The sequence below is a fragment of the Allobosea sp. genome (assembly GCF_017308075.1).
GTDB lineage: Bacteria > Pseudomonadota > Alphaproteobacteria > Rhizobiales > Beijerinckiaceae > Allobosea.
The window spans coordinates 18,595-31,252 of the sequence record NZ_JAFKFX010000039.1; the positions used below are offsets into that span (position 1 = coordinate 18,595).

At 58.9% G+C, this 12,658-nt stretch carries 11 protein-coding genes; 5 read left to right on the forward strand and 6 right to left on the reverse strand.

Going from position 1 to position 12,658, the window contains the following annotated elements:
* Positions 1 to 363 precede the first annotated feature (363 nt).
* Positions 364 to 1,299 (forward strand): polysaccharide deacetylase family protein, encoded by a 936-nt coding sequence (locus J0J10_RS20150; RefSeq protein WP_465247230.1) that lies wholly within the window; start codon positions 364 to 366, stop codon positions 1,297 to 1,299.
* Between the two features lie 54 nt (positions 1,300 to 1,353).
* On the opposite strand, the gene J0J10_RS20155 is transcribed toward J0J10_RS20150, so the two are convergent.
* From J0J10_RS20155 to J0J10_RS20170, 4 genes are all read right to left on the reverse strand, one after another.
* A complete protein-coding gene (locus J0J10_RS20155) occupies positions 1,354 to 1,821 on the reverse strand; it encodes a hypothetical protein (RefSeq protein WP_291648634.1) in 468 nt (155 codons plus the stop codon).
* A gap of 35 nt (positions 1,822 to 1,856) precedes the next feature.
* Positions 1,857 to 2,303, reverse strand: coding sequence for a hypothetical protein (locus J0J10_RS20160; RefSeq protein WP_291648636.1), 447 nt, complete (start codon positions 2,301 to 2,303; stop codon positions 1,857 to 1,859).
* Between the two features lie 567 nt (positions 2,304 to 2,870).
* Positions 2,871 to 3,311 carry a hypothetical protein gene (locus tag J0J10_RS20165; protein WP_291648638.1) on the reverse strand — a complete coding sequence of 147 codons (441 nt, stop codon included), beginning with the start codon at positions 3,309 to 3,311 and terminating at the stop codon, positions 2,871 to 2,873.
* Between the two features lie 105 nt (positions 3,312 to 3,416).
* Positions 3,417 to 4,511 carry a hypothetical protein gene (locus J0J10_RS20170; RefSeq protein ID WP_291648639.1) on the reverse strand — a complete coding sequence of 365 codons (1,095 nt, stop codon included), beginning with the start codon at positions 4,509 to 4,511 and terminating at the stop codon, positions 3,417 to 3,419.
* Positions 4,512 to 4,727: 216 nt separating this feature from the next.
* Between J0J10_RS20170 and J0J10_RS20175 the strand changes: the two genes are divergently transcribed.
* Positions 4,728 to 5,663 (forward strand): hypothetical protein, encoded by a 936-nt coding sequence (locus J0J10_RS20175; protein WP_291648641.1) that lies wholly within the window; start codon positions 4,728 to 4,730, stop codon positions 5,661 to 5,663.
* Positions 5,664 to 6,001: 338 nt separating this feature from the next.
* On the opposite strand, the gene J0J10_RS20180 is transcribed toward J0J10_RS20175, so the two are convergent.
* Positions 6,002 to 6,553, reverse strand: a complete 552-nt coding sequence (locus J0J10_RS20180) for a thermonuclease family protein (protein WP_366825882.1) — start codon at positions 6,551 to 6,553, stop codon at positions 6,002 to 6,004.
* A 272-nt stretch (positions 6,554 to 6,825) separates the two neighbouring features.
* Here J0J10_RS20180 and J0J10_RS20185 point away from each other — a divergent pair, with 272 nt between their 5' ends.
* The 3 genes from J0J10_RS20185 (at position 6,826) to J0J10_RS20195 (ending at position 10,785) form a co-directional block, all read left to right on the forward strand.
* Positions 6,826 to 7,392 carry a recombinase family protein gene (locus J0J10_RS20185; protein ID WP_291648645.1) on the forward strand — a complete coding sequence of 189 codons (567 nt, stop codon included), beginning with the start codon at positions 6,826 to 6,828 and terminating at the stop codon, positions 7,390 to 7,392.
* Positions 7,393 to 7,758: 366 nt separating this feature from the next.
* Complete coding sequence (locus J0J10_RS20190; RefSeq protein WP_291648648.1) at positions 7,759 to 8,652, forward strand: hypothetical protein; 894 nt, start codon at positions 7,759 to 7,761, stop codon at positions 8,650 to 8,652.
* A gap of 672 nt (positions 8,653 to 9,324) precedes the next feature.
* Positions 9,325 to 10,785 carry a hypothetical protein gene (locus J0J10_RS20195; protein ID WP_291648650.1) on the forward strand — a complete coding sequence of 487 codons (1,461 nt, stop codon included), beginning with the start codon at positions 9,325 to 9,327 and terminating at the stop codon, positions 10,783 to 10,785.
* A gap of 116 nt (positions 10,786 to 10,901) precedes the next feature.
* On the opposite strand, the gene J0J10_RS20200 is transcribed toward J0J10_RS20195, so the two are convergent.
* A complete protein-coding gene (locus J0J10_RS20200; RefSeq protein WP_291648652.1) occupies positions 10,902 to 12,635 on the reverse strand; it encodes a recombinase family protein in 1,734 nt (577 codons plus the stop codon).
* Positions 12,636 to 12,658 lie beyond the last annotated feature (23 nt).

Sequence of the window (12,658 nt, forward strand, 5' to 3'; positions counted from 1 at the left end):
GGTGCACGTCACTTCGGTCAGGCGGATCGACAAAGGCTCCAACCGCTATACGCAAGGTTGGGCACACCGCCGCTACTTACGCTTTCATGACTGCGAAGATTAGAAGCGCCGGTCCGCTTACCCCACGGTAACCATAAGCGGTTACCACTGCCCCGTTTGCGTTGCGTGGGGCTGGATATGACGAGGGCTACCGCCGCTGTTCTGGCTTTGCTGGCCTGCGGCATCAGTGGATTTGCGAAAGCTAACAACTGCACGGACGACAATCTCGGCACGTCCCGTGTTCTTGAGGTCTCGGTCTCGACAGGGCCGGTCGGTGACATCTCCTACCGAGGTCGGCTCCCCTTGGCGCGCGGGGAGGTTGTCTTGACCTTTGACGACGGCCCGATGCCACATCGCACAACCGCCGTCCTCGATGCCCTGAAAGCCGAATGCGTCCGGGCTACCTTCTTTGTCGTCGGCACAATGGCCCGGCAGTTTCCAAGTATTCTGCGCCGTGTAGCCGCCGATGGGCATACTGTCGCCAGCCACTCTTGGTCGCACGGCTATCTAAACCGCATTCGCAGTGAGCAGCGCCGCCGAGATGAAATCAACGGTGGCCTCCTCGCCGCGAGTGCCGCGCTCGGCACGGCACACCCGGCCCTGTCGCCGTTCTTTCGATTTCCAGGGCTGGGCCGGACGCGCGCCCTGGAGGACTACGTCGCCGAACGAAACCTGATTTCGATGAGTGCGGATATCGTCGGTGATGACTGGAAACCGATCGGCTCCGAGCAGGTGCTCCATCGCGTCATGCGGCAACTCAACGCGAAGGGTCGCGGCATCATTCTGCTTCACGACATCCAGAAGCGGACGGTCGATATGGTTCCGGCCTTGCTGCAAGCGCTGAAGGGCGGTGGCTACAAGGTCGTGCACATCGTACCGTCAGTTCGAGACACCCGTACTGCCCTTGCGCTGGCAGAGCCGCCCGCCAACACGCGCATCAGAACAGCCTTGGCGAACATGAGAAGCGAGGCGAGCGCGTTCGCCGAGCTTTCCGCGCCGACAAAACCTGCGCCGTTCCAGCTTGCTGTCAACCGGCCGCCGGAATCTTTTCGTCCCGAAACTGGCGCGACGGAAAGGGCCGAAGTCGCCTCGCCTCGCGTCGCCCAAACTGTCGCGGCAACGCCTTCCGCGACGCGACCAGTTATGTCGAACCCAGCGCTATCAATGCCAACGATTCAGGGTACGGCAAGTAACGGATTTGTCGTACTTGCCGCAACGCAGGTCATTCAAAGCTTCGAGGAGCTTGGATTGCGACGATAGGGTATCCAACGAATACATAATTGTGCGTAGCCCTGATTACGCGCTTGAAAGTCGTCAAGTGCAAACCTTCAGCATTCCCTTGAATCCACTTGCGGACTTCATATCAAGCGGAATTGTCGCATTGTCGTATCTGAAAGAAGATTTCGAGTCGGCGGCCATGCGCTGAAGGAGCCGGTCGTCCGGTGTAATCATCGCAATAAAAACATGGCCGTCGTTGATCTCGTCGGCCTCAAGTTTGCCAATCAGACGGTACGGCTCCCCGCCGACGCGGATCGTGGCCAGATAATTGTCGGTGTCGGGCGAGACTTTGGTGACGGCCTTCGGTCGAATCGAAAACATGACTCGGACCACGTTCTTGCGGATGCAAGAACCGCTCACCCAGATATTATCGCTCTCCGGCACAGCATACATTATGCTGCTGCGGTCGCGGCCAAGATCGCCATGGCCCCATTGGAAGCCGTCTCGCGCCTGCACTACTGTCGTCAAAAGTGGCAGCGCGAGTGCGATGATTGGTGCGCGCATAAGCAATTCTCCTAGATCGTTATTTCGTATCGACATCAATGATGTGTCGCGGAATGCGAGAACCGCAGCCGAGCATGCGGGCTTTCAACGGAGTAGCCGGTCACGGCGCAGCCATGCTTGGCGCGGACGGGAGCGGGACCTTGCAGGACGATCTGACCGTTTCCTGCCGACCTTCCGAGCACCGCGTATGGCGCAGGCCGACATCCTGCTTTGAAAGCGTAGGCCGTACCTTCGAAGCGCTCACCATCATAGGAGCCCTCAAACAGCACGGTCCCTGATCGAATCCCGGCCTCGCCAAGCCCAGGGCGTGGCGTCTCGTAGGTGATCCTGACTTTATCGCTCACCATGTAGAGGTTCATGACCGAGCGGTTGTGCTCGAAGACGTGAAGCTCTCCGGCACTTGAAGAAAATGCACACAGGCACAGCACAGTGCCAAGCGCACCCGCGCAGACTCTGTTTGGGCTTTGCTTCGTCTTGTTCACGATCACCTCGGGCAAAGAACCAGCTTTCTGGGACGGGAGCCGTTCTCGGAAATGATCAACATCCGATCCCGAACTGAGAACTCAAGGCGAACTGGCCAGCGCTCGCCTTCGCCCTCGCAGACGCCCGAGGCACTCCAGCTATTTTCAGATTTTTTGACTTTCTTTAGGAGCTTGCAGTGGCTTTCATGGGCTACAAACGTATTTCCACTCAAATTCACCCACGAGTCGCTCTCAGTACGAGTGCAATGATTCCTGCTCTCATCCCATTTACCGACATACGCCTGCGAATAGGCGGAGGTCATATAGGAAAAAAATAAGACAACTATTACGATTTGCCCGATCAATTCCGGCTCCGAACTCTACGAAACGACGCATGATCATCAGGTACTGATCTTAAATTTCGTAAAGACAAAACATTCAATGAAAACACAATTATCGAATCGCGCGAATGACAAAGAGAATTTGGTTGCGCGCGTTTACGAGTTCCGCTGCGCCGATACCCAAGTCGTCGGAATCATGCCAGTAAGATATCAAGTGCGATGACGCGCGATCATGTTGAAGACGTTCTCAGCTTCCTTGAAACGCCTCTCCGCCTCCTTTTTCCGATGCGCTGGATGAAGATCGGGATGGAGCGCTGATCGGTACGATTTGCGGGGCCGCCTGGACCACCCATTCCGGCGCGCCCGGACTGAGCCCGACCCGACCAAAGAGCGCAGCCTTCGGATCAGGCTCCGACGCAGCAGCGGTCGAACGAAGCCGCTGGAGTTCGGTCCGCAGCGTTTCGATCTCGGTCTCCGCCGCCACCACCATGGCTTCCAGGGCAGCGACGTAGTTTAAGTCGATCACCTTGCGATCTTGTCTCGGCGGCGCGGGATGGCGCTCTATCGAAATCGCGAGGAACCATGCCGCCACGAGCGCGCCGACGATCAGCACGAAATAGGCGAATAGGGTCGCCCAAGGCAGCGACATCGCCCAGCCCAGGGCGGTGAGGATCAGGAAGGCCCGCATGGGTCAGGCCGCGTCTCGGCCATGGATTTCCTCTTCCAGGTCATTCAAGAGCGCATCCAGATCGGCATCGTCGTCGCCGTAGTCGGCCGCTTCGCGTTGCCGGTCCTAGACAAAAGCCGTGGTGTGATCGACCAATCGGTGCAGCGCCTGCTGTTCAGCCGAGGGATGCGCTACGGACTGGTAGAAGATGCCGTACTGGTCCAGCTTCCGTTGAACCCAGGCGGCCGTTTCGGGGCTCACGCGCCTGTTACGAGGTGCCCGGAGGTCCTCGCAAACCCAATGCGTCTGATCGCCGCTCGTCAGGCGCAGCAATTCAAGAACGGCCTGTTCACCCGGTTTCACGACCTCGTAGATCAGTCTTTCCCCGAGGAAAGTGAACGATTTTCGTTGGGCAGCGCAGTTTCTGAGGCGGCGGCCCAGATCATCCATTTCCCTTCCAAGGCGGAGGCGTAGGTGAGGATCGCTCGCCGGAATGGGAGCCACAAACGGAAGGCGGACCTGCCGGGCCATCCAGCCTTCCGCCCATTCAGTCATTTTGCAGCCTCGGGTGCCGACCGCCAATTGGTCGAGGCTCTCCCGGATCAGTGCGGGCGTCGCGTCACACAGGTCCACGATCATCTCGGCGAAGCGGTTCAGTGCGGCAACTTCTCTCTGATGACACCGCTCCAGAACGCTGCGGTGCAGGAGCCGCTCGTCGAGACTAGCGGCGACGGTGACGTGCTCAGGACGAATTTGACCGGGAAGCTGCCCGAGGACTTTCGCGCGCCTTCGATGCTCGGGGCGGGAGAACAGTTCGAAGGCCAGTCGATAAGTTTCCGGGCCGTACAGGGGCTGGCTCCCGAATCGTTCGAACAGGCCCAGCAGGCCGTCCGGGCAGGTCCCGAAGACGCATTCGATCGTCGTTCGGGGCGTCATCACGGCCAACGCCCGCGCAATCCGCGCATCTGGGTCGAGGCCATGGAAGTCGGCCAGTACATCGGCCGCACGCACCTCGATCTGAGCCAGGAACGCCTCAGGGCGGACGAGATCAATCTCGGCGGCGGCGGCGGCGGCGAAGAGCACCTGCCTATTGAGGTCGCGTGCCTTGAGAATGTGGAGGATTGTATGTTCGAGGCTGGCTTCAAGCTGCGCAGCGAAGTTCAGCGCGTAGCCACGGAATTCCCGAACCCGAAAGGGCCGCTGCTCGATCTGTTGTCCCATGCATTCTCCACGTTGTTGACGTTGAGCGCGAGCATGAGCCTGAACCGAATTTTGTCGAACGAAATCTGATGATGCTCCTTTGTCCGGTGTTCGAGTTTGTCTCGATCGGCCCCTTGCGCAACTGAGATGCGTTGCCCGCAGGTGTAACCTGGTCTCTTAAGTCTTTTGAGAAGGTAGGCCCTATAAGCTCTGTAGCACACAGGAATGGAGCCAACGATGCGAAGAGTATGGCATTATTGTTTCATCGGGACCGCCATCATCTTCCTGCTTCAGGCCATTCCCTACGTTGGCATATTTCTAATGATTGTCGGGGCTCCATTTTGGTCGGTTATCTTGATCAATCTTGGCTTTGGCTTGATGGCAATTGAAGAGTGGAAGGACGGGTCGCGCTGGATGGTCCTCATCCCCATGGTGTGGTTTGGTGGATATTTCGCGGCAGCCGGTATCAGTCATTGGAAGGTACACAGCCTCAATGCTGCCATTCATGAATCAAATGCGAACAAAACAATCGCGTTCGATCGAACAAAAGAAGATATCTTGATTGTTCCGAGCCCCATGGACAGTTTTATTGGAAGCCCGCTTACTGCCCAAGCGCTGGTGTCCGGCCGTGGGTTGGATCAAGCCTACCAAGTTACGCAGCCTAATGGCCAAATACAGGAAGTCTCGTTGCGCCGATCAAACTGCCCGAGTGGTGTGAACGTCCAGAACGGCATCATAACGTCCCAGCCGATCGATAGAGACTCGGGTGCAGGTGGTCGGATGATGTTTGCGAAGGGACTGTGCCAGTACACCTCTTTCACCGCGCCGTCTCGGCCGTCAATTCGCATACGGCCCAAACCGCCTGCCAAGCAACAGAAGGTGCTCGTCGAAATTCACGCACAAGACATCGAGGTTGAGGCCCCTGGTGGAAAGGCGTTAATCCTCAAATCTGGATCAGCAGCGCCATTATCTTGGTTCCCCACACCGATATTGGGATGCGGATTGAATAGTGGCGCGCCGTCATGGGATTGCTTCGCGTTTTTCAAGAAGGAGTCGCTGTACGATCCGGTCGTTGACTTGACGCCGAACGGCCCTGATGATGTTGTCGCACAAGCACTTGGCTTGCCAAAAATATCGATACGAGAACGCTATCCTGACGCCGCGTGGAGATAAAAAACTTCGAGTGTGCGCTTCACGTCTGCTCTCTAATCTCCTGCTCCTGTCCTGAACGTCTGACGGTCGCACGTCGCCCCTCGACCCTTCAGCCGCTCGTTCCAAAAACCCTCCTTCGAACCGTCCCAAAGCCGTCATCGCCAAGCCCTGTAGGATCGGGGCTGGCGACGATGATCGTGACGGAGAGTGTGACTGGAACCATCTGGTTTTGATCACCGGCCCTATCGCGGCCAGCACAAGCGCAAAAGCCATGAGAACCCGGCTACTCGCTGTTTGTGGGCTGGCTGCTCCCGGCCGGGCTCATCCGGGTTGTCGGCTGGAGAATGTCGCGACGATCATCAACACCAAGGGCGGCGTCGGCCATGCCAGGGACGGGCCAATCCCTCGGCTACTAGGATTTGGCCCACTGAGCGTCCATTCTGGTAAACCACACGCAGCAGGCGTCCGTACCGGTCCCGATCTCGCGAGCCATAGCCTTCAAGCGAGAATGGCGCTTCTGAAAGTAGCTCGGCCAAGCGGTGTTTTGCCCGATCGCCCAGCGCTCTTTCACTGGAGCACTTGGCCTGCTCGGTTTCCGGGGCGTCGATGTCAGCGATTCTGATTTTCTCAGCGCGATACCAGAATGTGTCTCCGTCAACGACGCAGTCGCCAGCGCCGCGACCGCATATCCTGAACGGTACCTGCTGGACTGTGCCGATTGATCGCGTGGCCGCTTGGTCGGCTGGCTTCTGAGGTTCAGAGGGGAGTAGCTCCCTGCGAAGTTCATCCAGCCGTTGCGGCGACGGCGTCAACAGTCCGAGCCCTGCTCCCAGAGCGATGATGAACGAGCACCCGCACACCACGGCCCATTGGACCGTGCTCATCCCGGCAATGTCTCGTCGAAACGACATGCGCTGCCCCTCGATGGCGACGCTGCCATTGACGATCTAAGAATTGGCAAACTTCCGCACCGCAAATGGAGCGATGCCGGATGTTGCTCGCAGGACTATCCCCCGTCTTCATGTTGCCGGACCTGCCCTCTCTCCCAAACGGTCGTTTCCGCGACGCTGGTGATGGCGGCGTGATCGTCGGGGATTCTGCTGACGACGGTCTCGCAAAAACTGCTTGCAGAACTGGCTTCTCATGAGAGCCTGCCTTCGACGAGTTTTGCGAAGGAGAGGCGATGAAGCTGGGGTATGCGAGGAAGTCCACTTTCGATCAGCAGCACACGTTGCAGATCGATGCCCTGAAGGCGGATGGCTGCGAGCGCATCTTCATCGAGACGGCGAGTGGCCTGAAGGCTGACCGTCCCGAACTTCGCCAACTCCTCGACCATGCCCGCCCAGGCGATGTGATCGTCGTGTACAGCCTGTCGAGGTTGGCCCGCTCGATCCGCCACCTGCTCGATGTCGCCGAAGACCTGCGGACGCGTGACATCGGCCTGAAGAGCATCACCGAGGGGTTCGATACGACGACTGTTTCCGGCCGCTTCATGTTCAACGTGCTCGGAGCGCTGGGCCAGATGGAGGTCGAGCTTCTTCGGGAGCGTACCCAGGCCGGTCTTCGGGCCGCCCGTGCACGCGGAAGAGTCGGCGGACGCCCGAAGTCGCTCGACACGGTGAAGCTCACCGTGGTGCGCACGCTGATTGCCGAGGGCACGCTGACCATGGCGGAGATCGCCGAGCATGTGCAGGTCGCGCCCTCGACGATCTATCGCGCCGTGAAGGGCGGGCGGAGCGCGTTGGCCTGACTATTCATCGGGGTCCGTGAGCATGGGGGCATGCACCCGACCAGAAGAAGGCACTCTGTCACTACGACGGCCAGGACAGAATTAACCATCAGGGCGGGCGGTTCCGCCAAAACGATTCCCAAAATCAAAATCCATGAGACCGTTTTTGCAACAGTAACGGACCACGGCCTCAAGAGGATACGGGTCAACCAGGAAGGTAGACCCATCATGCATTTCGACCCCGCCCGCTCAACGAACGACTTCGTCTTATAACCCTTCATACTGACCGCGATCCGGCCAACGTCGGCGAATCCGTTCGCCGCGATCGAGCAGCCGCGTCTTCACCCCGAAATCTCACCCAGGAGCACGACCAAGGGAGTTCCCGAGATGACTATTGGATTCCGCCAGTTCGTCGAAAGCCACGACACCGAAGATTGTCGGCCGTTCTTAATGCAGAAATTTGAAGGCGTTCGCTTTGCCGCACACCTCGACGATGTTTGGAATGTAGCGGTTAATAGCTACGATTTTGCCGATATGCGGGACCGGCTCAGCCTCGAACAGGCCAATTCGCTCCGCAAAGCCGCATTTGCTATCAATGACGGTGGCGGCTTGAGCCTTCCTGGAGATGATTTCGCGGTTGTCTTCAGCATGCACTCCAGGCGTTTCGTCACTCTCATCAATAGAGGGTTCGGCCCTGCGATCGATACCGCTGGCTTCAAATCGCCCTACGTCGCGAAGGTTTTCGTCTTCGACCCGCTCGTCAAGACGTTCGAGTGGCTTGGTGAGTGTGGGCTCGGGTCGTTTAGGACTGTTCGTGAAATCAACCCGGTTGAGTTTAAAGAAGGCGATCACCTCAATAGATACTCCGATACGGAGAGAATACTGAAAGGTGCGGGAAATTGGCTAGATGTGTTCGTAATGCTCCTTCACCTTCGCGCCGAAGACCAGATTACCACATGGAAAATGCTCCCGCCTTCGAACGCTCACAAGGCGATGAACTACCGCCGCAAACAGGCTGGTGAAGATGAAGTGCCGACGACGCGAGTGGTCTATGTCTCTCCTGAGCCCTTGAACGAGTGGATTGGCGTCCAGTCGCGGGTGGGCTCGAAGGGGACGCACGCCTCGCCAATTCCGCATGATCGGCGCGGCTATTATCAGCGGCCGAAAGGCGGAACCGAGAAGTCGGTCTGGGTGCGCGCCTCGAAGGTCAGGGGCGGGGCCAAAGAGCCGGTGAGCTATGAAGTTCGGCTTCGCGGTGCTCCACTGACCGCGCATCGCTGACATCCCGGAAATTCGACAACTCGAATGGCAGCTTCGCCGGGGGGAGGGCCTCTCTTCGTCGAGGTCGTGCGCGCGACGGCAGTCGGGGGGAGGGGAAGCGGTGGGACGGGCCGACTATTGCCGTCAGAGAGGCCGCGAGGTAGGGCCGGTCCGCATCAATTCGAGCGCGTGATTCAGTCGAATTCGACCCCTCGACACTGCCGTTCATGCGCGACGCGCGGCGACCTCAATATCTGTCATTCGCCCTTTTGAGCCGGGCCGCCTCCGGCGGCAGGGGACTTTCCTTTGGTCGAGGTAACGAAAACCCCTGTTCATCTCGACCCCGCCACGCGGGCTTCGAGGCCCGAGGCGCATAGCGCCCGGTTGCGTCGAAGGCCGGACGTGGCACGCGGATCGCGCTCGGCCGCGCCAGCGGCTGAGCGTGAGCGGCGTCATGATCAAGCCCAGGTCTCGGCTCGATCCATTCCATGCTGACGAGGGGCGCGACGCGCCCCGTCGTTCCGAGAGCGCCGTCTTCGCGCCCGCGCCCTGCGGGCTGTGGGCGCTCGACGCCACACTCGGCGGGCTTGCAAAAGTAAATTGAGGAATCGAGTCCCGTCGAGGTAAAAATAATGTGTCATCTCTTCCTTATATAGAAGGGCAAATGACAGATTTTAGATACGGATATTTTAGATGGATATTATTGTATACGAAGGCGCTCCTGGGAGTCGCAAAACGCTCACCTTACTCGATCAGTTCGTATCCGTGCCAGGGCGCTACCTCGTTGCTTTCCCCCGCACGCCACTGATCGACGAACAGGCCGATTATTGTCGTCAGAAGGCGAAGGAAGTTGGTACGCGGCCTTTCATCGTGTCTTACCACTCCAAGCAGCCCAGCCATCGCAGGCAGGTCGGTCGCCAGATCGAAAAGGCGCTGAAGGCGAATGCAGGTCTGAGCCATGTCGTGATCATGATCACTCATTCGGCTTTGCTCGACCTCGATCCAAGACTGCTCGCGGGCTGGCATACCGGGATCGACGAGAATCTCGACGGTAGTGTTGTTTCCGGCACCTTTCGGGCCAGTGCATCGTGGAGCGTGCTTGAACGCCATTACCGGCTGGACCCGCTCCCCGGCGGTCGCGTCTGGCAGGCGCTTCCGCGTGATGGCGCACCCCGGCTAACCCGCCATCAAATCGCTGCCGAAGGTTCGAACGATCTGACGAGGTTCCATACGTACGCCTCTAATCCGCATCGTGCCGTCTTCGTTGACGTAGGCGATTGGCAGGACGCACAAATTGCTCGGCGCGAAGTCCGCTGGTGGTCGATCTGGACGCCCCTGGTGCTCGACCAGTGCGCTTCGGTGACGTTCACGGCTGCGGGCTATTTCGAGAGTCTTCCATGCCGGGCTGCTAAATGGCTTTCGGGTGGAGCAATCAACTACGCCCCGATCGATTTGGGGGTTGGGAAACCACGCGCGAGCCCGCGTGTAAGGATTCACTTCTATACGGCTCGCCACGTGGGTTCGACCGCATGGTGGGAAACAGACGATGGCAACCGCTGCCTCGTACAGGTCTCGCGACATCAAGAGACAATCGGCGGGCCGGGCTACTGGTCCTGCAACGAGGATATCCGGTCGGTTTTTCGCAACCGCTTTCCTGGTACCCTATGCCAGCCGAAGCAGGCGGGGACCAACAGCCTAATCCACCACACCTCGTGCATGTTCATCTACTCGTCGAAGCCCCAGGCCGATGACGCTTCGATCATCGACCTGCTCGGCCTCAATCGTGACGACATCCGCCGCGCCCGCGAGTTCGAGGATATCCGCCAGTTCGTGATGAGAGGTGCGATCAGGCGGCCTGATTACGCCGGGAGCTACGACATCTACCTGTACGATTTCGCTCAGGCCGAAGACCTCGAAATCTATCTGCGCGGGATCGGCATCACCGATGTGGAAACAATGCCCGTGTATGAGGCCAACATCATGGAAATAGTTCGTCCCAGCGCGGCGGCGTCAGCGAAGAAGACACCGCTGAGTCGCGAGGAGAAGCGCAAGCGGAACACGGCCAGCCAGCGTGAGAGGAGGGCGGAAATCAAAGCGAAGGAAGAAGCGAATGGCATTGTGCGGAGGAGGGGGCGGCCAAAGAACGGCGCGTGACGGAATGGGCTGCGTACCGAACTTGAGTTGCACCGTCACGTCGAGCGGCAGCGGCTAGATCGTCCGACGCGACCGTTCTCGATTCCCAGGCGCTGGCAATGGCCGTAATGTTGCCCTCAGGCTTGAAGCCCTTCGAATGTCGCTTCAACGCTTGGATCACGCTCGCGAGGCGCTGTGAACTTCGTGATCCGCAATCCGTTGACCTTGTCCTCGAACGCGTAGAAAACGCTTTCATCGCGCATGATAACCAAGTCGGTCCCGTCTTTCGAGAACTCGATCCGGTCAATCACTTCCTTGATCTTGAGGTTAAGCTTGGCCCGCACAGCGTAGCGCTGAGCGGCCTTGCTAGTTTTCTCAGCCTCATTGTCACCGTCCACCGGCTCCAGGGCCGCCATCGTTGCCCGAAGCTCTTTGAGGGCCGTCTTGCGGTCTTCCGGTGACTGGCTGGACGCGATGCTTGCCAGCTTCGACCGCTTGGTCTCCAGGCTCGATACCAACCTGGCCTTCTCCGCTTCAAGTTCAGAGACCATTTGAACAGCAACAGACGATTGGGTCGAAAGGAAGTTGGTGATCACCGTCCTGATCTGATCGTCGAGAGATTCGACCCTCAGATTTTCGGTGGCAATGTCCCGTTGGAGAGCGGCGGCTTCGTCCGAGCGACGATCGACCAGTTCAACTTCCGATACGAAGTCCAGGACGGCGTTCTCGATCACGAGGTAACGGGGTGAGCGGCTGTTTCCGCACACGCCCTCGCTCTTCCCGGCACAACGAAGCCGGGTGTACCTCGCGAGCGTGCGATGCTCTCGCTGAACCTTGATGTGCATCGGGTTGCCGCAGTGCGAGCAGATCGTGGTGTCCTTCAAAATGTTCGCGAAGTCCGCACCCTTCCGACCCTGTCCCATGCTGCCGCGACGCTTCCGGGACTGGATTGCGTCGTTCGCAGCCTGCCAAAGCTCAGGGGTGACGATCTCCTTGTAGTAGTTCGGCAAAACTCCTGCGGGCGTCATGATGCGCTTGCCGTTCTCATCGTAGCTCGTGATCGTCGGGCGGTACTCTCCGAGCACTGTCTTCCGGGTCAGGATGTTCAATATCGACGTGGCGTTCCAGTGATGAGAGCCCTTGGACTTCGACCCGATCGGCTTCCTCTGCTCACCGAACGGCGCGATGCCACGACGCTTCAACTCCTGCGCGATCTTGTACGAGGACAGGCCGTCGCGGGCCATTTCGAATATGTCATTGACGATCTTGGCCACGTCGTCATTGACCTTGAAGACCTTCTTCCCGTCCTTGTCCTTCTCGATCCTCAGCCAAGTCGGGATACGCCCGGCAACGATCTTCCCGGTCTGGCGTCCGTTCTCGTACGCTTCGGCCACGCGCTCGCTCTTGATCCGGCTTTCTTCGTGGCCGCGCATCATCGAGTTGAGCAACTGGTTCGCGCGCCACTGTTCGCGGTTCACCGTTTCCAGCGTGTAGGGGAGGCCGTCGAAAACCGAGTGGATCGTGACGCCCGCGCTCAAGATGTCCTTCATCGTCTGGAGAGCGTCGAAGATGGGCTGGCGCGAGAGACGGTCAAGGCTTTCGATGATCAGGTGTTCACCCGACTTGATCACGCCGCGACGAATGTTCTCCAGGATCGTCGCTAACTGGCCAGAGCGACGGTTGCGGCCACGGAACGCGGAGACGCCACGGTCTTCGTACTCCCGGACGACCACGAGCCCCTTCTCCTTCAGGTAGCGAAGCGTGCCCTTGTACTGCCGATCGAGACCATCACCGGCAAGCTGAGAAGCGCTCGAAACGCGACGGTACAAATGCGAGAGGTTCGAAGTCGGGACGGGAGCGTGGACGTTCATGGCCTGGGCTATGTCGTGCGAAT